Source organism: Streptomyces hokutonensis, from assembly GCF_042751305.1.
Classification (GTDB): Bacteria; Actinomycetota; Actinomycetes; order Streptomycetales; family Streptomycetaceae; genus Streptomyces; species Streptomyces hokutonensis_A.
This window is the reverse complement of the sequence record NZ_JBHYWD010000008.1, coordinates 202,658-226,026: the sequence shown is the minus strand read 5'-3', so window position 1 is coordinate 226,026 and position 23,369 is coordinate 202,658. Positions and strand designations below refer to the sequence as shown.

The 23,369-nt window shown below is 67.7% G+C and carries 13 protein-coding genes; 4 read left to right on the top strand and 9 right to left on the bottom strand.

What is annotated here, in order from left to right; translation table 11 throughout:
• Positions 1 to 156 precede the first annotated feature (156 nt).
• Positions 157 to 4,887: a DNA repair ATPase gene (locus tag ACFXC1_RS22805; protein ID WP_381245270.1), complete on the top strand. Its 4,731-nt coding sequence runs from the start codon at positions 157 to 159 to the stop codon at positions 4,885 to 4,887.
• Here the strand turns inward: ACFXC1_RS22805 and ACFXC1_RS22800 are convergent.
• Together ACFXC1_RS22800 and ACFXC1_RS22795 are read right to left on the bottom strand one after the other, a co-directional pair.
• Positions 4,862 to 5,236 carry a hypothetical protein gene (locus tag ACFXC1_RS22800; RefSeq protein ID WP_381245269.1) on the bottom strand — a complete coding sequence of 125 codons (375 nt, stop codon included), beginning with the start codon at positions 5,234 to 5,236 and terminating at the stop codon, positions 4,862 to 4,864. The two genes, ACFXC1_RS22805 and ACFXC1_RS22800, sit on opposite strands and share 26 nt — an antisense overlap.
• A 183-nt stretch (positions 5,237 to 5,419) precedes the next feature.
• Positions 5,420 to 6,739, bottom strand: coding sequence for a helix-turn-helix domain-containing protein (locus ACFXC1_RS22795; protein WP_381245536.1), 1,320 nt, complete (start codon positions 6,737 to 6,739; stop codon positions 5,420 to 5,422).
• A gap of 209 nt (positions 6,740 to 6,948) precedes the next feature.
• Between ACFXC1_RS22795 and ACFXC1_RS22790 the strand changes: the two genes are divergently transcribed.
• Together ACFXC1_RS22790 and ACFXC1_RS22785 are read left to right on the top strand one after the other, a co-directional pair.
• Positions 6,949 to 7,740 (top strand): DUF4232 domain-containing protein, encoded by a 792-nt coding sequence (locus ACFXC1_RS22790; protein WP_381245267.1) that lies wholly within the window; start codon positions 6,949 to 6,951, stop codon positions 7,738 to 7,740.
• Positions 7,741 to 8,457: 717 nt separating this feature from the next.
• Positions 8,458 to 9,696 (top strand): hypothetical protein, encoded by a 1,239-nt coding sequence (locus ACFXC1_RS22785; protein ID WP_381245265.1) that lies wholly within the window; start codon positions 8,458 to 8,460, stop codon positions 9,694 to 9,696.
• Between the two features lie 324 nt (positions 9,697 to 10,020).
• Here ACFXC1_RS22785 and ACFXC1_RS22780 read toward each other — a convergent pair whose 3' ends face one another.
• The 3 genes from ACFXC1_RS22780 to ACFXC1_RS22770 all read right to left on the bottom strand — a co-directional run bounded on the left by ACFXC1_RS22780 (position 10,021) and on the right by ACFXC1_RS22770 (position 11,744).
• The gene (locus tag ACFXC1_RS22780; RefSeq protein ID WP_381245263.1) at positions 10,021 to 10,320 is read right to left on the bottom strand and encodes a hypothetical protein; all 300 of its coding nucleotides are present in this window, start codon (positions 10,318 to 10,320) and stop codon (positions 10,021 to 10,023) included.
• A gap of 69 nt (positions 10,321 to 10,389) precedes the next feature.
• Positions 10,390 to 11,379, bottom strand: coding sequence for a hypothetical protein (locus ACFXC1_RS22775; protein ID WP_381245261.1), 990 nt, complete (start codon positions 11,377 to 11,379; stop codon positions 10,390 to 10,392).
• Between the two features lie 8 nt (positions 11,380 to 11,387).
• A complete protein-coding gene (locus tag ACFXC1_RS22770; protein ID WP_381245260.1) occupies positions 11,388 to 11,744 on the bottom strand; it encodes a nucleotide pyrophosphohydrolase in 357 nt (118 codons plus the stop codon).
• 130 nt (positions 11,745 to 11,874) lie between these two features.
• Here ACFXC1_RS22770 and ACFXC1_RS22765 point away from each other — a divergent pair, with 130 nt between their 5' ends.
• Positions 11,875 to 13,716 carry a DNA/RNA helicase domain-containing protein gene (locus ACFXC1_RS22765; protein WP_381245258.1) on the top strand — a complete coding sequence of 614 codons (1,842 nt, stop codon included), beginning with the start codon at positions 11,875 to 11,877 and terminating at the stop codon, positions 13,714 to 13,716.
• Positions 13,717 to 13,891: 175 nt separating this feature from the next.
• Here the strand turns inward: ACFXC1_RS22765 and ACFXC1_RS22760 are convergent, their stop codons facing one another.
• Genes ACFXC1_RS22760 through ACFXC1_RS22745 form a run of 4 tightly spaced genes read right to left on the bottom strand, consistent with a single transcriptional unit; the run spans position 13,892 to position 23,301 of the window.
• A complete protein-coding gene (locus ACFXC1_RS22760; protein WP_381245256.1) occupies positions 13,892 to 19,045 on the bottom strand; it encodes an FtsK/SpoIIIE domain-containing protein in 5,154 nt (1,717 codons plus the stop codon).
• On the bottom strand, positions 19,042 to 20,724 hold the full coding sequence (locus tag ACFXC1_RS22755; protein WP_381245255.1) for a hypothetical protein: 1,683 nt from the start codon (positions 20,722 to 20,724) through the stop codon (positions 19,042 to 19,044). Before ACFXC1_RS22755 ends, ACFXC1_RS22760 begins: the two co-directional genes overlap by 4 nt.
• Position 20,725: 1 nt before the next feature.
• Positions 20,726 to 22,480 carry a hypothetical protein gene (locus tag ACFXC1_RS22750; protein WP_381245253.1) on the bottom strand — a complete coding sequence of 585 codons (1,755 nt, stop codon included), beginning with the start codon at positions 22,478 to 22,480 and terminating at the stop codon, positions 20,726 to 20,728.
• Positions 22,477 to 23,301 carry a helix-turn-helix domain-containing protein gene (locus tag ACFXC1_RS22745; RefSeq protein ID WP_381245252.1) on the bottom strand — a complete coding sequence of 275 codons (825 nt, stop codon included), beginning with the start codon at positions 23,299 to 23,301 and terminating at the stop codon, positions 22,477 to 22,479. Before ACFXC1_RS22745 ends, ACFXC1_RS22750 begins: the two co-directional genes overlap by 4 nt.
• Positions 23,302 to 23,369: the final 68 nt, after the last annotated feature.

Below are 23,369 nucleotides of genomic sequence, written 5' to 3'. Positions count from 1 at the left end.
GCGCCCGTCTGGCGCTCTCTCTCGCTCTGCGCGGCGGCCGGCCTCCGGGCGGCCCGCCCCCCCCCCCCGCCGGCGCCCCCCCCCCCCCGGGGGGGGGGCCCCCGCGCCCCCCCCCCACCACTCCTGATCACCCCGCCCCAGATCCTGAGAGGCCCCATGACCACCGGCCTGGACACCGGCACCTACGAGGTCCTGCGCGACCGCCTCGCCGCACAGGCCGCCGAACTCGCCCGCCGCGCGGAGGCCCTCAACGCCCGCCGCACCGAGGAGTTCGGCTCGACCCGGCTGGAACTCACCGGCACCGGACGCCTCACCACCGAGCACCCGGCCACACCGAGGGACATCGTCGCCGTAGGAGACACGCTGCTCTTCGGCCACCGGACCTCCCTCGGCGCCACCCGGGAGACGGCGGTGGCCGACGTCCTCGCCCTGTACGACCGCCAGGACTTGCGCGGGCTGCCCGAGAACGCCGTACCCGGACTCCTCGACGACCCGGAGTTCGTACGGGAGTTCACCGCCCTGCACCGCTACTACCGGCAGGCGCGGCTCCTCCAACTTCGCCACGTCGACGGCAAGTTGCTGGCCGTCTTCCGCACCGGCGAGAAGACCGAGGACATCCGGGTACTGCGCTGGGCGCTCACGGACGACGGCCGGGCGGCGACCTTCCTGGACGCGCACGGCGAACGCGACCACGTCTTCCCGCCGCCGTACGACTTCGACTGGACGGGGACGGGCCGCGAGGACCTCGTCCCAGGCCGCCACCCCCACGTCCGGATCCAGGACGGGCTGTACGTCGACACGCTGGGCGGCACCCTCACCGTGAAGGTGGAGGACAACACCGAGACGGGGGAGGGGATCTACTCCGAACCGGTGGACGAGCCGCTGCAGTCGCCGGCCGACGCGGAGATCGCGTACGCGCGGGTGGGTGCGCTGGTGCTGCTCCGGGTGCTCCCCTACAAGGAGGAGGCCCACCGCTACCTGGTCTTCAACACCCTCACCAAGGGTGTCGTACGGCTGGACGGGATCGGGCGGTCGTGCCGGCGGCTGCCGGAGGAACAAGGGATCGTGTTCCCGGGCGGGTACTGCCTGGTCACGGGGGAGTGCAAGACCTTCGAAACGGACGTCACCGGGCTGGAGTCGGAGCGGATCGTCCACTCGCCCAACGGGGAGGACGTGCTGTTCGGGTACCGGGCGCGTGGGTCGGGGCGGAGCCTGCTGCTGCCGTACAACATGATCCGCAAGGAGGTCGCGGCGCCGCTGCCCGGTCAGGGGTGGGCGCTCTTCGACGACGGCATGGTGGTGGTACTGGGCGCTGGGGCGGGGGAGGCGGCTCGGGTTCATCCTGTGCGGAGCTGGCGTACCCCGTTCGTCTCCGACACCCATGCCGCCGCACAACTCACCGGCTCCGGGCCGCTGTTCCGGGTCGGGAACGCCGATCTCGTGCGCGGGATCTCCGACTGTCTGTCCCTGACGGGCGCGGTCGCCGGGATGGAGCCGACGGCGGAGGTGTACGAGGCGCTGGTCGCCGCGTGTGTCCGGGCTGCCGATACCCATCACTGGCTGGGGGATGCCGAACTCGGCGATCTGCGGGGGCCGTTGGAGGAGGTGCGGGGTACGGCGGAGCAGGTCCTGACCGAGTTCGAGACGGTCCGGACTCTCACCGGGCGGGCCGCCGACGCCCTTGCCGAGGCTACGGCCCGTCTCGCCTCCCTCGTCCGGCGGTTGCGGGGCGAGGCGCCCCGGGACGCGGCGGGCTGGGTCGTCGGGCTCACCGAACTCCGCCGGGCGCAGGGGCACTTGCTGACGCTGAAGGAGATGCGGTACGCCGACACCGCGCGGATCGAGGAGGCGGCGGCCGAAGTCGGGGCGGATCTGCGGTTGTTCGGGCAGCGGGCGGTGTCGTTCCTGGCGCGGGAGGACGCGTTCGCAGGGCACCACGAGCTGATCGACACCCTGGTCACGGAGGCCGGGGCGCTGGCCAAGGTCGCCGAGGCGGCCCCGGTCGCGGCCCGCCTGGACGAACTGACCGCAGGGCTGCGAACGGTGACCGAGGTAGTCGCCGGACTCGACATCGGTGACGCCACGGTCCGTACGTCGATCCTGGAACGGGTCGCCGAGGTACTGGGCGGCGTCAACCGGGCGCGCGCCACCCTGGACGCCCGGCGGACGGAACTCCGGGACCGGGAGGGCCGGGCGGAGTTCGCGGCCGAGTTCGCGCTGCTGGCCCAGTCGGTGACGGGAGCGCTCGCGGACGCGGCGACCCCGGAGGCCTGCGACACCCAACTCGCCCTGCTGCTGGTGCGGTTGGAGAACCTGGAGGCCCGATTCGGGGACTTCGACGACTTCCTCGCCGAACTGGCCGCCAAACGCACCGAGATCCACGAGTCCCTCTCGGCCCGCAAGCAGACCCTGGTGGACGAACGCGCCCGCAGGGCCGAGCAGTTGGCGCGGTCGGCGGTCCAGGTGCTGGAGACCGTGGGGCGGCGGGCGGTCGCGCTCGCCGGCGCCGACGCGGTGAACACGTACTTCGCCTCCGACCCGATGGTGACGAGGATCCGCCGCACCGCCGACCGACTCCGCGAACTCGGCGACCTGACAAGGGCGGAGGAGCTGACCGGCCGGCTCGCGGCCGCCCACGCGGAGGCGGTCCGCGCCCTGCGCGACCGCGCCGAACTCTCCACGGACGGCGGCCGGACCCTCCGCCTTGGCCGCCACCGCTTCGCCGTGCACACCGAGCCCCTCGACCTCACCCTGGTCCCCTCCGGCGACGGCCTGGCCTTCGCCCTGACCGGCACGGACTACCGATCCCCGGTCAGGGACCCGGAGTTCGCGGCCACCCGCCCGTACTGGGACCGCCCGCTGCCCTCCGAGTCACCCCGGGTCTACAGCGCCGAACACCTCGCCGCCCGCCTCCTCGACGAACACGGCGCGCAGGCCCTCGCCCAGGAACCCGACCTCGCCGCCCTGGTCCGCCGGGCCGCGCAGGAGTCGTACGACGAAGGCTACGAACGCGGTGTGCACGACCACGACGCCACCGCGATCCTCACGGTCCTGCTCCGCCGGTACGAGGACGCGGGCCTGCTGCGCCACGAACCGGCGGCCCGGGCAAGCGCGTTGCTCTTCTGGACGCACGGCACGAACCCGCGGGCGCGCGAGAACTGGACCCGCCGCGCGAGGTCCCTGGCCCGCGCCCGCGACCTGTTCGGACCCACCCCCGCCGACGCCGAACTCCGCGCGGAACTGGCGAAAGAGCTGGGCGGCGAGCCCGCCGCGGCCTACCTCCTCGACGAACTCACCACCGCCCCCGAGGGCTTCGTGATCAGCGCGAGCGCTCGCACCCTGCTCGACAAGTTCCGGCAAGCGGTGGGCAGTTCGGCGTACGACGACGATCTGATCGCCCTCGACGACGACCTGCCCGCGCGCCGCCAGCTGGTGGAGGCGTGGCTGACCGCGTACACGACGGCCTCCGGGACACGGGTCGACCCGGGGGACCTGGCGGAGGCGGTGGCGGCCGAACTCTGCTCCGGCGCACCGCGCTACGAGTCGGACGCGCGGCTGACCGAGACGGTGGGCGGACTGCTGGGCAGCCATCCCCGGCTTGTGGCTGGTGAGTTGCGTATCAGGGTCGACGAACTCATCGCGCGCACGCAGGAGTTCCGTGCTACGGACGTTCCTGGCCACCGCGCCTACCAGCGCCGCCGTACCGCCCTCGTGGCGGCGGAACGCGCCCGGCTGCGGCTCGACGAGTACCGTCCGCGTGTCCTGTCGTCTTTCGTCCGGGGCCGGCTCGTCGACGAGGTGTACCTCCCGCTGATCGGCGACAACCTGGCCCGGCAGCTCGGCACGGCGGGGGTGGACGGACAGCCGGGCACCGGCGGGCTGCTCCTGCTGATCTCCCCGCCGGGCTACGGCAAGACGACCCTCATGGAGTACGTCGCCGACCGGCTCGGACTGGTCCTGGTCAAGGTCAGCGGCCCGGCCCTCGGGCACGGTGTCACCTCCCTCGACCCGGCCGAGGCGCCGAACGCTACCGGCCGCCAGGAGGTGGAGAAGGTCAACTTCGCGCTCGCGGCGGGCAGCAACGTGCTGCTCCACCTGGACGACATCCAGCACACGTCACCCGAACTCCTGCAGAAATTCATCACGTTGTGCGACGCGACCCGGCGGATGGAGGGCGTGTGGGACGGCGTGCCGCGCACCTACGACCTGCGGGGCAAGCGGTTCGCCGTCTGTATGACCGGCAACCCGTACACCGAGTCCGGCAGCCGGTTCCGGGTGCCCGACATGCTGGCCAACCGTGCCGACGTCTGGAACCTCGGCGACGTACTGACCGGCAAGGAGGCGTTGTTCGCCCTCAGTTTCGTCGAGAACGCGCTGACCTCCAACCCGGTACTGGCCCCGCTCGCCGGCCGCGACCTCGCCGACCTGGACCTGCTGATCCGGCTGGCGAGGGGCGACGCGACGGCCCGCGCGGACCGCCTCTCCTACGCCTGCGACCCCGCCGAACTCGTCCGTGTCGTCGCCGTGTTGAGGCATCTGCTCGCCGCCAGGGACACCGTCCTCGCGGTCAACTCCGCGTACATGGCGTCGGCGGCGACCACGGAGGCGGCCCGCACCGAACCGCCGTTCCGGCTCCAGGGGTCGTACCGCACGATGAACCGGATCGCGCGGCGCATCGAGCCGGTGATGAACTCCCGTGAACTGTCAGCGGTGTTGGACGACCACTACACGGCCGAGGCACAGACCCTGGGGACGGAGGCGGAGGCGAACCTGCTGAAACTGGCGGAGCTGCGGGGCACGCTGACCGATGAACAGGCCGCTCGCTGGGGCGAGTTGAAGGCGGCGTACCGGCGGGAGGGGGCTAGAGCTGGAGCAGCCGCTGGGTGATCTCGCGGTACTGGCGGAGCGCGTTGCGGTGTTCGTCGGACTGGGACGTGAGGTCCGCGGGTTCCGCGCCTTCCGCGGCGGTGTCCTGTTCGGCCCAGGCGGTGCGGAGGAGTTCCCGCCGTGCCGCGAGGGCGCTCACCAGCCGGGCGGTGGCCTCGTCGTAGGCGCTCTCCGCCTCCGCCAGGGCGTCGCGCGGGGTGTCGGCGAAGGTGTTGAGGGCGTGCCGCAGCCGCTGGAGGACCTGCTCCCGCTCGGCCGACGGGAGCAGTGGCTCCGGGCCCGGTGTGCGGCGTTCGGTGGGGGTCCGGTTCTGGCCGGCGGGCTGCTGGGCGCGTGTCTGGTCGTACATCAGGATGCTGTTTCCGTTCCGCCTGAAGGCGTTCGTGCCTCGTCGGTCTTCTCGACGGCCTGTTCCAGGCTCCCGGAGACCCGGTCGGTCGTACCCTTCAACGACTGCGCAGTACTGCCAGTCAACGTCCGGCGCGAGTCGGTGTCAACGCGGGGTCGGGCGGGGCACGCGGTTGCCCGTGGCTCAGTCGGCCTGGTGGGGCACCCACTCGCTGTCGTCCAGGGAGTAGCCGTACTGCGGACGTCCGCTCATGCCGCTGGTGCGGAACGGCTTCCCCTGGTCGTCGATGCGCAGCACGCCCTTGCGGTCGCCGCTGGACCACCCCAGCTCCAGATACCAGCGCACGTCGTGGGAGGCCGCGGCTGCCGTGATGTACAGGACCTCGGGGTCGCTCTCGCTCACCTTGTACGGCAGACCCGTCTGCCCTGCCTTCGGCGTGGCCACCGGGCGGACCGCGTCCAGCCCGATGCCGAAGGAGTGCGTGGGCACCCCGCCGCCGCAGCCGACCCCGATGTACCCCATCGCGTACGCGTTCCAGGCCAGTGGCGCACCGCTGCCGACGACACGCACGTTCAGGGTCTGCAGCACCACGGTCTCCTGGCCGGTGCCCTGCACGGTGAGTTCGAGGTACTGGCTGTCGGCCGAGACGGCCCCCAGCGCGCTCACCCAGCCCGGCGCGTCCTGTTCGGTCGGCGGCGGCGGCACCTTGGCCGCGTCCCGGTCCACCAGATAGGTCTGGCTGCACGGACTCTCCCAGGCATACGGCCGGGTCGTCACCGTCAGCGGAACGGCCGCCGCCCCCACGTCCGCGGCCCCACCGGCCTTCGCGCCCGGGGAGGCGGACGCCCGGCTCTTCGCCGTAGCGGACCCGGAAGGACTCACGGAGCCGGAGGGCGAGGCGGACGCGGACGGAGACCGACTCGACTTCGCGGACGCGGACGAGGAGGGGGTGCCGCGCCCGGTGGAGGTCACGGATCCGGCCTCCTGCTTACGGTCGCTGCCGCCGCCGTCGCCGGACACGAGCCGGGGGACGAGGGCGGTCGCCGCGAGTACTACGGCTACTGCGGCGGCGGCGAAGAGGGCGGTGCGGCGGCGGTTGCGGGGGGTGGGCGCGGTCACCGGTACGGCGGGTTCGTGCGAGGGGGCGGGGAGGTCTGTTTCAGGGGTGGGGGTGGTGGCCGCCGCGGTGGCTACTTCTGGGGCCGTGGCCGTGGCCGAGGTCGCGGTCGCGGTTGTCGTGGCGGCCTTCCGCTCGCGCTGGCGGGCGCCGTCGGCCAGGATCCAGCGGCGGTGGGCCTCGACGAGTTCGTCGGGGGTCGCCTTGCAGAGGCGCGCGAACCGCTCCACGGGGGCGTACTCGGTGGGGACGGCGTCGCCGTTGCAGTAGCGGTGCAGCGTCGACGTGCTCATGTGCAGCCGCTTCGCGAGCACGCCGTAACTCAGCCCCGAACGGTCCTTGAGCTCCCGTATCAGCGCCGCGAAATCGGCCGTCTCGTCCACCACTGCCACCGAGCCCCCATTCCAGTCCAGCGTTCCAGGGGAACCCTGTTCCCCCAGGTAAGAGCCGGTGCGAACGTTCCAGGTTCCCGTAACTCCCGGCTGCCGTGGCGGGTGGGACGGAAAGCGGCACAAGCTCTGGTCATCAAAGCACGCCGCCCGCCGACCGGTTGGCCGGCTGCCGACTTCCCGCCTCTCCGAAAGGGATCACAGCCATGTCCGCGTTCACCGCCCGTCCCCGTACCCGCCTCTTCGCCGCCGCGACCGTCGCACTCGCCGCGCTCTCGCTCACCGCCTGCAACGACAAGCTGGGAGTACAGGACGCCGGCGCGGTCTCCCCGAACTCCTCCACGGTGACAACCCCGGCACCGTCCGGCACGAAGACGGGCCAGAGCGGCGGCAGCACGTCGGGCGGCTCCTCGACGGGGGGCTCCTCCACGGGCGGTTCCTCGACGGGCGGCGGCACGGGGTCGGGCAGCGGCAAGACGAGTGGCGGTTCGGGCTCGACGAAGGGCTCGACGTCGGGTTCGGGCTCCGGCTCGGGCTCCGGCTCGGGCTCCGGTTCGAGCAGCTCCACGAAGAGCGTCACCTGCAGCGGCGCCAACACCAAGGTGACCGCACAGCCGGTCAGCCGCCCCATCAACCACATGCTGCTCACCGTCACCAACACCGGCTCCAAGACCTGCGACCTCTACTACTACCCGGCCGTCAACTTCGACGACGCCCAGTCCGTACCGCCGGTCATGGAGGACTCCCAGCCGCAGGCCGTGACCACGCTCGCACCGGGCGAGTCGGGCTACGCCGGTGTAGCCCTCTCCGGCGGCGACGACGGCACCGGCACCAACGGCCGCACCGCCAAGTCCCTCTCCGTCTACTTCTTCGACCGCAACGAGAACAGCATCAGCCCGGCGGCGACTCCCGCTCTCCCCACCAAGGGCGTCTACATCGACGACTCGCTCCGGGTGACGTACTGGCTGACCAGCGCGCAGGATGCGTTGACTTACTGAGACGGGGGCGCGGGGCTGGACACGCAGCAACGCCAGAGGGCCCTCACCAATCCGGTGAGGGCCATCTGAACTGCTATTTGGCTGTCGGGGTGGCGGGATTTGAACCCACGACCTCTTCGTCCCGAATTAGGCTCTGGAAGATCGTCGGCCTGGGGGACAGGCCAAAGGCGCAGGTCAGGCTATCGGTCTGTGTCGGTCTCTGGCGGTGCTTTGGAGCTGCCATCTCAAGATCGTCTCCAGGATTTCTCCAGGGAGCCGTGGCAAAGGTGCGTGTGGGCTCGCCGAATCTGCGCTTTGGGCGCCGACATTCGAGGAGCGAAGAGAGGGTAGGAGCGTGGCCTACGAAGTGTGCGTCAGTGCTCTCCGGGGGAACAGGCGTCTGCCTTCTGCCCGCGTGAACCCGTGAGGTGGTGGCGAGCTGGCTTGAGAGCTATCGGCAAGATCCCCTCCACCGACTAAGCCGGGGGTGGCCGGGCGACCGCGCACCAGGTCGTCACGCGCCTCGCATTGATTGGAGTTGGCCTGCAACGGGGCGCCAGCGGATGAGCTAGCGGGTCGGCTGCTCGGCCTCCCGATCGAAACCCCTACGACAGCCCGGCCGTATTCGGTGGCGTCCCACCCGAATGAAACGAGACGATGGTGTAGATCATGCGACGTCGAGGTCGTGGCAGCGGTGGCCAACCAGCATCGGCGTAGTCGAAGTGGCAGGAGGCCATCGTGTGGGAACAGGACATTGGCACCTTCCCAGTCGCGTTCACTGAAGACGGTAATGAATGGGCCCACCACCTTGAGAAGGCCATGGGTGGCACCGGATTTCGTAGCGTCAGCGGAACTGACGGCGCCGGGGGGCCCGTAGAGATGGGGCCACCCCTCGATGGATCTGTGACGAGCATGCTGCGAGTTCACCCGCACCCCGACGGCATCACCTGCACTGTCGTCGGCGACGGAGGCAGATCCTCACCGGACCAGGTGGAGCCCTGGCGGGCTGGCGTACAGACCGCAGTGGGCGAGGTCGGGCGCCACCAGCAGTCTTACGTGTGGGATGCGCTGGTAGGTGTCACCCCGTCGGTCATCTGTGGACCGGAGCTCATGGGACAGCTCAGCGCGAAGAAGGTAGGGCCCCTAGCCCTAGCCCCGAGTGGCGTCTACATGCGCGAGTTCCGAGGGCCGGAGCGAGTCGATTCGGGCTTCACCACGATCAGTCGCACTTTCCCAGTGATGGTCACCGGCCAGGTTTCGACTTACGACTGGGATCATGTCATCCCAGTCGCCCAGGCCCAGTTGCACCGTGCGTGCGCTCTGCTGACGCTGAGTCGGGCCCTGCTCTGGGAGCCTCGGTCGCATCCATGGCCCCGGGACGCCACGGGTCCGACCTTGAAGATCCCGATCTCAGTCGGCCCTGAGTTTCCGAGCCCGGGAGGCCAGGAATGGACCGGTGAAGTCCCTCCAGGAACAGCGAACTGGAGCTTGCCGCGGTGGGTGGACCAGGCATGGAAGCGGCTTGAGAACGACTCCGAACTGAACACCGCGCTCAACGCGTACTACGAAGCCATGCGCCTACGGAGACGTCATCCCTCGCTCGCGCTGCTCACCTTTGTCGCGGCAATTGAGGGCGTCGGTATGAGGTTCGTCCCCGACGCCCTCTGTGAGTGCCATCCTGAGTGCAGCCATTACAAGGGAGTTGCCGAGAAACGGTTCCGGAAGGCACTCAAGACGGTGCTGACCCAGCGTGAGGTGAAGGAGCTCGCTGCCCCGTTGTATGACAAGCGCTCGCACACGGGACACCGTGGAACGCTGTTCGGCTCGGAAGAGGTCTTCGGATACGCCCCCACTGGGCCGTTTCAGGTCGATCCGTACTTCAAATTCGAAGCGGTGCTGCTTGGCCAACTAGCTCTGGTTGCCAACGCCGTTCTGGTCAAGGCGTTGAGTGGGCCAAGCAACGAAGAAGGGGAATGACTGGCTAGTTACTCTGCCCGCTGGCGCCGCTTCTCATGGCTGTAGGCTTCCGCGCACCGACAGCAGGAACAGGAGACCAGCCGTGTTCGAGAAGATTCGGCGGGCGCTCAAGACTGCTGTGTCGCAGCCGGGCACCGCGTCCGGCGGCCCACGCAGTCGGACGCGCTATCACTGGCGCTGTGTGTGCGGCGCTCACTCCCGGCCTCCCGGCAGTCTCATCCCGTCCGACGCGGAGCACCTTGCCCAACGGCAGAGGCTGAATCAGCGCGCGGGACATCCGACGCCCGAGCTCTACTCCACCGAAGAGCTCGAAGAGGATTTTGTCTAGGCCAGCTCGGCCTCCGGGCCTCTGTGCAGCTCCTGTCGTACGAGTGTGAGATCAGGCGATGTGTCCTTGAGCCCTGTCCATCGCTCCATCACGGCGGCCTGGGTGTCGCACTGTTCGACGGCGGTGCGGTGGCCGGCGGCCGAGTAGGGGTCCGGCGCGGCCAGTTCGTGGAGCAGCGGGGCAGCCTTGTCCTGCACCGCGGCCGGGGTGGCCGCGGTCAGCAGGCGGTGAGTTGGTCGGGTCGTCGCGCAGCGCGTGCAGCCGGGGTGCGCAGCGGCCGCCCGCACGTCGCGCACCCAAGGCTCTCGCTCCTCGTGATGGGGCGGCTCTTGACGGAGGCGCGTGATAAAGCGACGGATGAATCGTTATTGCGGTGGAACATTCTTGAAGGTGTGGGTGCGGTGCCACAGGTAGTACGGCTCTCGGCTTGGCGTCCACCAAGTGACTGTTCGGCCAACTAGCCTTTCCTCGATATAGGCCTCGACTTCCGGGATTCCTACGACCAACGGACTGACCTGGATCGCTCCGGCGGCGATGGTCACGTAGCCGTGCTCGTACACGGCGTCGCATCCGAGAGTGCAGGCCAGCATGGCGATGTTGGCCAGGTCTCGTTTCTCGTCGTCGCTGCACATCGCACGCTTTTTGATGTGGGCGGCGATCAGGAAGGTGCCGGGTAGGGTACGTCCGCACAGGGCGCACTGGCCCGTCGAGCCCTTGAGGAGGCGCCGTTTCAGCGCGGCCTGTTCGCCTCGCTGGGCGCGCTGTGCCTTGCGTTCCAGTTCTCCGTCGAAGGCCGCCACGGCGGCCTCCTCCTCGGCCGTGTCGACCGGTTCGATGGAGGCTGTTGCAGCGTCGAGGGTCAGCAGGGTTTGGAGGGTATCGCTCTCCTCGTCGCTGAGCACGGTGATGCCCATGATGTTGCGGTTGGGGTTCCAGCCCAGCAGGCTCCGGACCTCCTCAACAGGTATGTCGAAGCCGCGGGTGCCGGAGAGGGCATACATGTACTCCCAGGTGCTGTCGTTGTGGTCCGTGCCCCACAGCCTTGTGGCCAGCTCCTTGTTACGCCACATCAGGGCGATGGTCCCGCCGAGGTAGACGCGCTTATCGCCGCTGAAGAACACCCAGTCGCCCGGCCGCATCTTGTTGATCTTGGAGACGTTGACGTTCTTCTTGCCCGGGACAATGCCCCACATCTGGGCCTGGCCCTCGGGGAAGAGCTCCTTGAGCTGGGCGACGGTCGAGGTGTCGAGGAGGTCCGCGTGGTCGTCGAAGACCACGGGATTCACGATGGTGTCCTGGTAATGCTGGTCGACGTCCTTCTCTGACCGGCGAGCCGGCTGCATCACGATCCGCATGTCGTGGATCATCCCCCCAACTGCGTGTACTTGTCGGCCTTGCCCCGTGCCAGGTGCACCGGGTACTTGCGACGGTTCTTCTCGATCTTCTCAGCCAACGCCTGCTCCAGGTCGACGTCCAGCACGTCCGACAGTCTCAGCAGGTAGGCCAGGACGTCCGCCATCTCCTCGCGGACCTGCACCGCGCGCTCGTCGTCCTGCATCACCTGGGTGGACTGTTCCGGCGTCAACCACTGGAAGATCTCCAGTAGTTCGCCGCTCTCACCGGCCAGCGCCATCGCGAGGTTCTTCGGGGTGTGGAACTGCTCCCAGTCGCGTTCAGCGGCGAACTGGGCGAGGGCACGTTGCAGGGACGAAAGCGTCATGACAACAGCTCTATCAGACGCCACCGACACCACCTATTCCGGCAATGCCCATGGATCGCTTGTCAGTTGGGGTTGATATAGATCAGGTATGCATCTCTACGGGGGAACGTTGGCCGAGGCGGCCCCACGCGTGAGCGATGAGGCATTCCTCGCAGCGATGGAACGACGCTTCACGACCATGTTCGGCCTGGCGCCCAGCCCGGAAGAGGTACGCAGCTGGCGCCGCAGTTGGCCGGCCCTCGTCGACATTCTTTGCTCCGCGGGCCTGGATGCCCTGCACCTGCTGCTGGAATACTCCCTGCCTGCCACGGGAGAACGTGTCGACGCCCTGCTCCTGGGCCGGGACGCCGGAGGGCGTCTGTGTGCCGTTGCCATCGAGCTGAAGCAGTGGACCTACGCCTACCTCAGCCCCTTGCGGCCAGGGATGGTCCGCATCAACGAGCGCGTCGTCCCGCACCCTGCCCGGCAGGTCGGCGGATATGTGCACTACCTGCAGCAATGGGTCAGCCGGGACGAGTTCCCACTGACAGTTCGCGGCACTGCCGTACTCCACGACGCTCCCCCCGACCTGATCGCCGCCCTCCGAGCTCCCGTCGAACATGGACCGGCCAGCGCCTACCCCGTGCTGGGGCGGGACGACCTCACCCCGCAGCCGTCTCCAAAAGCTCTGGCCCAGCGGCTCGGCTGCGCCGAACTGAGCTCCGCTGGCCGGGACGACATCGAACGTTTTCTCCAGGTCAAGCACCGCCCCTCATCGGCGCTCCTGGCGCGAGCTGGGAAAGTCATCGAGGGCCGAGACGCCTTCGTCCTCATCGGCGACCAGGACCTGGCCCGGCAGGAAGTCCGGCACGCCGTGACGGCCGCACGCGAGCGGAGCAACAAGAGCATCGTCGTTGTGACCGGCGGACCCGGCACCGGCAAGACCGCCATCGCCTGCCGTCTGTTGGGCGACCTGTGCCAACAACCCCACGGCAACCCGCGCCTGTTGTCCCCGTCCGGAACTCTCACGCGGCAGCTGCGCAGGACGGTGGGTGAAGACTCCCGAGGCCTCATCACCACGTTCCTCGACAAAATCCCGGCTGGCATCACCGACACCAGCGTGGTCCTCCTGGACGAGGCCCACCGCGCTCGTACCTACCCCGACCACCAGCGGGACGCGTTCCCAGTGACCCTCGGGAATCTGCTGAAACGAGCTGCCGTGACGGTCCTCTTCCTCGACGAACGACAGATCGTGCGACCGACGGAAGGCCTCACACTCCAGCAGCTCCGACAGCACGCACAGGCCAGCGGACTCTCATTCGCCCACATCGACCTGGTCAGTCAGTTCCGCTGCAACGGCTCACACGCCTACCAGCAGTGGGTCGATGACCTCTTCCAACCCGAGGGCCCCGTCTCGGTCTGGGAGGGCAGCGACTACGACCTGGCCGTCGCAGACGATCCCGAACAGCTTGAGCAGTGGGTTGCCGACCACGTCCGCGGCGGCCGCACCGCGAGGATGACCGCCGGCTTCTGCTGGCCATGGGACTCTCCACCGACTCCACCGCTGCTGGCCGAAGTAGAGATTCCCTGGAGGGGCCCTGCAGGACCGCGCATCTGGGCCCGTCCGTGGAACTCCCGCGCTGATGAGCCCGCATTCGACCACCCCGACGTGCCTGCCCGCCCCTTCTGGGCCACCGACACCGGCGGGCACGACCAGGTCGGCTGCATCTACACAGCCCAGGGGATGGAGTACGCCTACAACGCCGTCATCATGGGCGGAGACCTCGTCCGGAGGGGCGAGCAGTGGATCGCTCGTCCCGAGGAAAGCCAGGACCCCCAGCTTCGCGGACTCCCGTCGCATCGCTACCTGCGATATGCACTGAACACGTACCGCGTGCTCGCCACCAGGGGCAGTCAAGGCACACGGTTCTACTCAACGGACGCGATCACGCAGGACTTTCTCCAGACGCTGATCCGCCCATACGGCCGTTAGAAGATGTCCCTTGACGGCCGTCAGGCAGTCGGACTTGCTACGCGAGGGCGAGAGAGCAAGCGAAGGGCAGACCCTCTTGTATCGGCGCGCGCTGAAGTCTGGCAGCAGGCATTCAGTCGGCAAGTAGGACGTGGCCCCGGCGCCGATGTTCCAGCCGGGGCCTCGTCAACGGGTTCTACCTCCACAGGGCCGTGACTGCGCGAACGTCGTTCAGAGTTGTGAAGAAGGCTTGGAGGCGCTGAGTGGTCCCACCGTGATCGAACAGGAGGTCTCCACGGTCTCGAAGAGACTCCGCTCCGCCGCGGCCGAGAATGGTGGTGCTGTCCACAGCAGATTGCATCTTCAGCGCGACGCGGGCAGTCAAGTTTGCTTTGATATCGCCGGTGATGACCTGGACGCTCGGCCGTTGCGTCGCCAGGACGAGGTAGATGCCAAAGGCACGTGTGAGCTGCCCGAACCGCTGGATGAGCTCCATGAACGACTGTCGATCTTTTCGCTTGAGGCTGCCTGCGAGGTCGGCAAACTCGTCGACAAGGATCACCATTTGCGGGAGCTCTTCGAGTGAATGGCCCATCTCGTAGTACTCGAGGACGCTCGTCGCCCCGACCGCCTTGAGCTTGGCGCGTCGCACGGCCACTTCACGTTCCAGGGTCTCCGTGAGGATGGCGATTGCCTCGGCGGGATCGGTGACGATACGTCGGTCCACCAAGTGGGCCAGATCCTCGAAGGGCATGAAGTCGACCTGCTTGGGGTCAACGATCATGATCTGCAGCTGTTGCGGACTGCGGACGCGCGCCAGGCAGCAGAGCAGCCCGCGAAGCAGAACGCTCTTGCCGGAACCCGTTGCGCCGGCCACCAGCAGGTGCGGCAAACGGGCCAGGTCTTCTACACGAATCTCGCCGCTGGGCGCAACGCCGAGCAGGAAGGGCAGCGCGCCCGGTGCCGTTACGCTCTGGAGCCTGTTCAGCGAATCTGACAGTGGTACCACCACCCGTTCGCGGCGCGGTACATCTACCGTCAGGTAGTAGGGCTCCTGATCAACCAGGACACCCTCCGCCACGCCGATTTCGCGGCCGAGGTCGAGGGCCTTGCTGCGTACACCAGCGATCGTCTGTTTACCCAGCAGCCGGGTGCGGTAGCGGATCACTGAGGGACCGACCTGGGCCGCGGCGGTGTCGAACGGGGCAAGGTTCAGTTCGTACTTGGCTGCGGCCTCATCCAGTTCGGCTGCCTTGTCTGCGACCTCACTGGCAACGTCGACCGAGTCATTCGCTGGGAATTCCAGTGGATCTTCGGGGGCGTCATCGGTGCCGCCTTCTGGCGGTGGCTCGGCAGCTGAGCCTCCTCCAGGCTTTGCAGGGCCTGCATCGGAGGGTTCTGTCGCGTCGTCCTCCGGGGGTGTATCCCACCCGCCTGGGAAAGTTACCCGAGGCCATCCGCTCGGCGGCTGCAGTGGTTCGCCCTTCGCAAGCCGCTGCAGCGCGGGGGCGCCGAGCCGGATGTAGCCCAGTGGTGCTGGGCCTTGTCCGGGGAGCCTCTGACGGTGCGCGAGCAGTGGGCTCTCTAGCTCAAGGCTGATGACATCGCCGCCATACGGTTCGCCGGAGGCAGTGAACTCCAGGGTCAGGTCGAAGCGGCCCTCTGCGATAGCCGTCGCGATGTCTTCGATCGCGGAGCACTGCGGTGACAGGCCGAAACTGGTGTTCCTGGCTGCCGCGGTGCGGATGAACTCCGATAGGTCCCGTGCCCGGAAGGGCCGCGCGGGGCCTGGAGTGTTGTACACCTCGTCCAGCCACTGGCGCGTGGCTTCGATCTCGTTGCGGGCGATGGCCAGGTCGGGGCGTCCCACGGTTGCGTATTTGACCTCGATAATGCGGCCGTGCAGACGGACACGGTCATCGGTGCCTGTCCTTATGCGCAGATACAGCAGGTCGTCGCATAGCCGTGTTGTCGGCCGCTTGACGCCGCTCGCCTTCAGGAGCTGCAGCAGCTCCTGAAGTGACAACAGCACGGAGGCCACGTGATGTGGGCTGTCTGCTGGCGCGAAGGCGTCATCGAGATCGCGAAGAGCTGCGATAGCGGCTAGAACGCCCACCCTCTCCCGGATCCGGTTGTCGTCAAGGGAGAGCAGGTCCATGTTCCATCTGCCGCTCACTGCATTGCCGATATCGATCAGCCCTGGGAGAGCGCCTGCTGTCAGGGCTGCGCCTGGCGCGAAGGCACGAGTGAGAGCAACGCGGTACGGCTCCATTCGGGCCGTCACGGTGACGCTGTCCAGTCCTGCTTGCCCATAGTCGCTGCGGTCGTCGAAATCGACGATGCTTGGGGCCTGCCCGGGTACGGAGGCGAAAGCTTCGGGGCCGAGGAGCCGGTCGGCATGGGTGGTCCAGACGCTGGTCTCATAGAGGCCGTCCATGGCGCCGCGGCCGATAACCGTCGTGGTCGCCTGCGTGGTGTTCACACTGATCTGGCCGCGTGGCTGGCCACCCACCAGTTCCAGGGTTCGGCCCAGCAGAGCACCAAGCGGGCCCTGGCTGGGTTCGATGAACAGCCCGGAAGTGAACTCCAATTCGTTGGTGTCGACGCGGGCATGGCGACCTGGAGCGGTCGCCAGACCGCCGACCCATGCTGTTGGTGCGCGTTCATCCAGTTGAGCAACCCGTGGCTCGCGCTGGGCCGGTGATCGGAACACGAAGGAGAGATGAGAGAAGCGTGGCCGGGCATCGAGAGGTTGGCAGGTGAGGTTGATTCGGCTGCGGATGAACTTGTCAAGGTCGTTGTCGTTGTCAGGGGCCACCAGAGCGGCCAAATGCTCAGGCGCGTGCCCGCCTGCTGTATACACGGAGACGTCTAGGGCGGGCTTGACCTGGTCGGCGCCGGGTCGGCTCTCACGGCGATAGAAGTCGCGCAGAGCTCCTACGACGCTGTCGCCGTCTCCGGGCTCGTATACGGCAACGGCGAGGCGCTGTTGTGGGTTTCTATAGGTCTCGAAAATGGCCAGGAACTTGTCCAGGCGCCTGGTGATGGTGCGAGGGTCTCCGGCCCCCACGGCCAGAGAGGCGCCAAGCGGCTGGTAGCGGCGCCACAGGCGAGGAGAGCGCGGATCGGTCTCCCACCAGGTCTCGTCGTGGTGGACGAGAGGCAGCAGGAAGGCGGGGGTGAGCGCTTGGAGATCACGCTGCGGCAGTTGAGCGCTTTGCTGCACCCATGCCGCGGTTTCCGCTGCCAGGTTCAGCGCCCATGCCACGGTAACCGGGTTGGCGGGCGCCAGCCAGCGTTGTCCCTTCTGCGGGTCTGAGACAAGGTCACAGAGCAGCAGGCGGTCGTACTCAGGCTTGTAGCGGCCGGGCACGGGCAGCGAAAGCAGAAGTGCCTGATAGGCATCGACGTAGTTTTTGGCCTCTTCTTGCCCGGCGCCGCAAAGCACCGCATGGACGGAGCCGTGGCTGCTGAGGCAGGAGAAGAATGCCTGCCGTGCCGCGTAGAAGGCCTCCACATGCGCAGTGTTGAGCCCTTCGAGGCTCAGGGACTCAAGGGTGCGGTCGGGAACGAGTCTGGGGACGCTTCCGTCACGGGTGACGGTGTAGGCCAGGGCGGCAGGCTGGTTGAGGATGGCTGCTTCAAGTGCCAGACCGTCCAATCCGGCGCCAAGGGTCTGGTCCTCCAAGGGCCGGTAGATCCCGCCGCCGCTGAATTCGGGCACATCGGCGTTGCTGAATTTCAACTCCGCGCCGGAAACCGAGAGGCTGGTGCTGGCGCGGGCCGCGGCGAACTCAAGCAGCGCGTGGGCGCCTGTGGCGACGGGGCCGGACGGCGCCGTGCGGGGGCTCTGGTTCCCGTCTCTGTCTTCGGGTCCGGGGTCAGGATCGTCCCACGGCTTGGGGTCTTCCTCCTGGGGACCGTCATCACCTACTGGCCCGTCGTCCCCGCCAGGCTCTGGTGTCACTTCCGGGGCAGTGTCGGTCAGGAGTGGGATGAGCTGCTGCTGGCCGGCATACTCGACAGGCACGATGGTCCGTGCGGCGGAGCCGCCGTCCTCCGGGTTGTCGACGGGCAAGGCGCTGCCCAACACCACGCCGTCCGGCCCTACGGCTGCGATGCTCGGCGGATCTGAGGAGATAAACGCCTCCGCCAGCTGATCCAGGTAAAGCTCGCGCTCCACAGGGAACCACGCTCCTGTACCCCGGAAGACGGCCAGATCGAGGTGCTGGCCGCGGCGCAGTTCCAGGCGTCCGAACTGCCACCCTTCTGTCCCTGCACCGGGAACCTTCAGATGCACGAGCAGTGCAGCCTCATCGACAGTCGTTTCCTCGGGGCTGCGGCCGGCCCAGCGCACCGATGCAGCTCTTTGCAGCCCCTGCGCGGCACCGGTGAAGGACACTGCCAGGGATTCGTCGTCGGGGCCGATCCAGGCAGCCACTGCATCGCCCTCTGGCAGGAAGGAGCGCACTCCATGCAGCTGGGGCGGCAGGACAAGGGCAGCCCGTGACCGATTAAGCCGCTCAGGCAGGTCATCGAGGGTGAACGCGTGCCAGTCGAGACCGCTCACTTTATGGGCTTCGAGGACCTTCTTGACGCCTGGCGTGATCTGACCTGCGTGACGGGTGAGTTCTGCTGCCAGATCGCGGTCGGGTCGGCTGCGGATCTCAAGCCAGTGGCGCCAGTCCCGCGACGTTGCGAGCCTGGCTGTTGTCGGCTGTGGGTCTGCCAGGTACAGGGGCAGGTCGGCCAGGGCAAGGCCGGCTTCTTCGGTTCCGGCCCAGGTTTCCGAGGCGAACGCGGCGAAAGCATCCAGCAGGCTTCCCCCTCGGAGCTCTTCCGCAATGCCGGATAGGTCGGCCGCCACGTCGGTGATCACCTGCATTGCAGGCCCGGACGCAGCCTGGGCGATCATCTCGACCAGTTTCCTCCAACGCAGGCGGGGGAGCTGGGAGGCGTCTTCGGCCGCTGTGAGAACGGTCTCGAATGGACGTTGATCCAAAACGAGCAGAATGCGCGGGGGTCCCTGTTCGTCGTGCGCTGCAAAGTCAGTGCGCAGGGTGCCGGCGTAACCCCGCAGTCCGCGGTTGGGGCCTGGCTGCTCTGGATCCACGAGGTATGGGATGAGCAGGGCGTTGCCTGCGGGGACAGCGGCCATTCGCCTCGGGGTGTCAGCGCCGACCGTGACCTCGTGAGTGAGACAGGGTTCCAGTGCAGCGAAGACTGCCGCCGGGGAGATGGACAGGTAGTCCCGCAGGAAGAGGCGCCGGTGTCCGGTGCTGTGCTGTGCATCGTCGATGAGCCCGGAGGCGATCGCGGCGGCCGCTGTCGTTGGCTGGATACCGGTCACAGCTCCTCCTGGTTTGCATCCGAGTGATGGACGTAGGCGCTCTCGCCCGCATCCGAGTAGCGCTTGAGCATGCCCAGCCGAGTGAGGGCCTTCTGCAGCAGTTGTTCTTCTGCAGAGTTCTGCGGCGCAAGGCCGTAGCGCTGCAGCCCCCGCAGGAAGTCGTCCCATGCCACGAGCTCGTTACCGCATACCAGACGCACCAGCAGGTGCAGCATGTCTTCGTCGAGCTCGAAGAACACAGCGGCATTGCCGTTGCTGGCGATCAGGCGGCCCGTGCGGACATCCTTGACAAGCTGGTGCACTACGTCGCGCCCCTCGCGCCGCATAACCGTCCTGCGGCTTTGCAGGAGAGCCGACCGCAGGGCGTGCAGGCCAGGCATGTCGTGGGGTGCCTCAGCCCCGACTGCGCTGTTTCCGCGTAGCTGGTAGAGGCGACACACTGCAAGCAGCCGCGTGACTGCGTCGAATCTGTGCCGCAAGGCGTCGTCGGGGGTGAGCGCGGCGTGCAAGGCCACCAGGTCCGTGGAAGGGATCTCAGGGCCCCCGGCGGCGCGCAGCGCGTCGCGCGCAAGGTTGGCGGTGTTGATGGTCACCGGCAGGGGCAGCAGGTACTTGCTGGTCAGGTCCCGGTAACTGGTCACGCACGGTTCGGCCAGCTTGACCCCGCGAAACGATCCGGACCCCGTGCGGAAGAGCATCCTGCCGGACAGGTCGCAGCCCTCGAGGTCACCACAGCAGTCCTTGACGCAGGAAACCTCGTTCGGGCCGGCTTTGTCACCGCCCGGGAAAAGGGCGATGCACTCGTCGAGTCGCAGACTAAGCACGAGGCCTGCTCGGTAGAGGCGGGTGGCGAGGTGCAGAGCCAGAAGCATCGTCAGCTGGTGGATGAGGTCCCTGCGCGGCAGATCCAGCGACAGTACTTGCCCGAGGTCACGACGGAACTGTTCCAGGGAGGCAGCGCAGAAAGCTCCCCCGGCCTCCTGGAGGCGCTGCAGAACCGCCTGTGAGCTCGAGATCAGCGTGTCGGCCTGCAAGTCGTCCGGTCCAGGGGAGATTTCAGCAGCGATCTCCAGGACCTTCTTGTCGAGCACCGTCAGATCCTGGTCATCTGCGAAGACTTCGAGGAAGCGTTCCAGGAGGCCGCGGTCAACGTCCCCGGATGGTGTGCTGAGGAGGAAAGGCAGGACCGTCCCGCGGAACATCTTGTAACGGAAGGGCGTCTTGCTGCCCTCAGCTGTTGTCTGCACAAAGGACAGCGGCAGGCGGGAATGCAGGGGAAGAAGGTAGTGCGTCCGCTTCTTGGTGGTTCGTCTGCCGGTTGCGGTGCCCCAGAACTTCGAGCGCATGGCTGCCGCCAGGGCCTGGTGCTGTTGTGGGGAATCGCCCGGCAGCTTCTCGTCGAGGACAGTTTTCAGCGTGGTGTCCAGCGGCAGGTTCGCCCGTGTTGGGCCGGCATCTTTGACGATTCCGAAGAGGAGTGTGGGTCGGGCCTCACCGTGCGGGGTGTTCGGCCAGACCGTCGGGGCCTGGTGCATCAGCCAGTCCGCAGGCTCCTGCGGGATCGGCATTCCGGGTGCACCGGAGACGAAGATCCGGCTGCCTTCCACCGTTACGCCGAGCGCTGCGCCCGGCAGCTGGTCGGCCAGGCGCTTAAGGGCTGAGGGGTCGCTGCTGGTCATCTCACGCAACCTTTTCGATCTTCAGGCGCTGCTGACCGCGGCGCTGCTGTGATGTCACCAGGAACGCCGTGCCCTGGGCCTCGTCCGTGACAAGCAGCGGACGGCTGTCCTGTCCCGAGTGGGCGCGGCCAAGGCGCTCCGCCGCGTAGCGCAGGGAATGGAACCGCTCCATGTCGACTGTTGCGGGAAGGGCACCTTTGGACGCTCGCTGCAACAGCTCGTAGAGCGGAAGGTCCAGGTCAACAACCGACCTCCCGATCTTCAAGCGCGCCGTGAGTGGCCGCCAGCCGACCACGGCGCAGCCGAAGGGGTTAAGCGTCTTGGCGCGCTGTGGCCAGACATCGACTTCGTCCGAAAGGCTGATCTGCACGAGGACCCGTGCCGTGCGGCTCTCCGTCAGGCTCTCTGTCGGCAGGAAGAACTCGTGACTTGTCTTGCGGCCGAATGCGCTGACCAGGCCATCACACACAACGTCAATGACCTGGTTTACAGCGTCATCCTGCTGTTCGACCGCAGCCTTGAACTCTGTGGGCACCACGACTCCGAGCGGGATGCGTCCGGTGAGCCAGTGTGCGCGTACCAGGCCCCGTGCGGCGCCTGGAGGTGTGCGGTCGGCCAGCGCCCGAGCCCCCGTGTTGACGGCTTCCCGGCTCTCGTCGCCCTGGCCGAGGACGCTCGTGAGCAGGCCGGCATCCGCCTGAGGGTCGATCCCTACGGATGCGATCACGGTGTGGGCCTCATCGCTGGCCCGGTAGGACGGGTCGAGTCCGGCCAGTTCCCTGATTAGTTCGCTGTGCGGGGAGATGAAAGCGCCGTTGGGAAGGAGGCCTTCCCACACGGCCGCGGCATCCGCTGCCGCAGCGATGCGTGCGACGGCCTCACACGGGTCCCCCTCGGTGCTGATTCCCCCGAGCGCGAGTTCGGCAATGCCGTCCCACAGCTGGCGGGGCGCCACGTCGCGGCCACGCCGGAGGGCAACCTGCTCAACTGCCTCGTCCAGCGAGCTGCCGATCTGCGGATCGGCCAGCAGCGCAGCATTCGTTCGGGGCGCACACCACGCCGTGACCGTGCATGTGCGGCAGCGCTCGGCCCCCCCAAGCACGCCAGCAGGGTCCTGCGGGGAAAGGGTGGCAAGCATCCTGTGCAGCAAGCGTCCCTCTCCTCCTGAAGTAGGGCGCTGGTCGAGGTCGACGACAAGCACAGCTTGATCCAGTTCCTCTTTGCGTGCCGCGTCGAGCGCCCGGTTTCCGGGAACGCCGAGCACCTTGAGCGCATAGGCCACTACTTCAGCCTGGGCATGCTGCTTACGCTCGGTGAACTCGCGGTGCAGTTCGAGCAGTAGACCTGTGTTGGCGGCGATGAGGGTGAGATCCCCTGCTGGAGGAACACCCTGCTCGAATCCCGCCAGGACGCCGGCGAGCCGTTCCGTCTGGCGCTCGCTCGGGCTGTCGGCGTGCGTGGCGTCCTCCACCACGCGGGTCAGCGCCTCAGTCGGCAGACGGCTCTCCAGTTGCCGGATCAGCGCGCTTTTGCCTCCCCCTGCACTCCCTGTCAGAAGCACCAAGCGGAGCAACGAGTCCGTGCTGATCTTGTCGGCCAGAGCCTCATCCACCGATGTCGCCACGTACATAGCCTGCTGCCGTGACGAGAGCCGTCCGGTAGCCACCACGCTTTCTTCGCCGGAGGCCCGTAGGGCGGCCAGGCTGGCCAGCGGGCTCGGCAGTGACCGGTCGAAGGGGTCAGGGGATACGGTCATGCGGGTTCCTCGTCAACAGGTAGAAGCTGAAGGTGGATACCGGGGAAATCGCCGATCCTGTAGGCGGCAAGCCAGCCTGGTATCAGGAGATAGTCGGCCACCGCAGCGATGAGTCCGTCGGCGTCCGCCTCCCATGGATTCAGCCCGGCGCTGAAGGCTGCTCTGACGGCCTGGGTAAGAGGTCCTGGGGGTGTAAGCAGCAGTCCTCCCAGTTCGCTTGCCTCAGTCTCGGATTCGGATCCGATGTAAGGCCACCTGCACTCGGTCTCCAGCAGGAGGTGGGCTGTGGCATGTGAGATCAAGAATCGTCGAGCGACGAGTGTCTGCGCATGCCTGCCTGGCCCCACCTCCGGCGGACGCGCGGGGTCCAAGCCTGACCGATCGCGGACGGCTTTCCACAGCCTGACGACGTCTACGGCCCGTCCATCAGGCACAAATAGGGGACCGGCTACAGAGGCGGCGATTTCCGCCAAGTGCAACTTGCGGAGGGCACGGTGGGCGGCCCCTGGGTTCGCGAGAGCCCTAGCGAGCGCAGGATCAGTGATGAGCTTCTGGATAGCCGGCGCGGGGCGGCCGGCGACTTCAAAAAGGGCGTCTCCGCAAGTGAGGGCCGCACTCAGGTCCGTGAGGATGCGTTCGCTGAGGCGGTGCCGGTATTGACCGCGCTCCAAACGTGAGAGCACGCTGCGGTCGATGTCAGCAGCACGTGCCAACTGTTCCCGAGTCAGCCCGGCTTGGTCGCGGAAAGCCCGCAGGGCTTCGCCAAACTCAGCGGCAGGCCATCCTTCGGTACCCGCATGCCGAGTTCCGTCGCCAGTCACAGGGAACACGGTCTCAGGTGAGTGGAATCTACTTCAACCGCTTCGTTGTGTCTTGTGCGCACAAGACA

Bases quoted from the DNA above. Each gene is read 5' to 3' on its own strand.
- ACFXC1_RS22805 (WP_381245270.1), top strand. From the start codon at position 157: ATGACCACCGGCCTGGACACCGGCACCTACGAGGTCCTGCGCGACCGC.
- ACFXC1_RS22800 (WP_381245269.1), bottom strand. From the start codon at position 5,236: ATGTACGACCAGACACGCGCCCAGCAGCCCGCCGGCCAGAACCGGACC.
- ACFXC1_RS22790 (WP_381245267.1), top strand. From the start codon at position 6,949: ATGTCCGCGTTCACCGCCCGTCCCCGTACCCGCCTCTTCGCCGCCGCG.
- ACFXC1_RS22775 (WP_381245261.1), bottom strand. From the start codon at position 11,379: ATGCGGATCGTGATGCAGCCGGCTCGCCGGTCAGAGAAGGACGTCGAC.
- ACFXC1_RS22770 (WP_381245260.1), bottom strand. From the start codon at position 11,744: ATGACGCTTTCGTCCCTGCAACGTGCCCTCGCCCAGTTCGCCGCTGAA.
- ACFXC1_RS22755 (WP_381245255.1), bottom strand. From the start codon at position 20,724: ATGACCAGCAGCGACCCCTCAGCCCTTAAGCGCCTGGCCGACCAGCTG.
- ACFXC1_RS22750 (WP_381245253.1), bottom strand. From the start codon at position 22,480: ATGACCGTATCCCCTGACCCCTTCGACCGGTCACTGCCGAGCCCGCTG.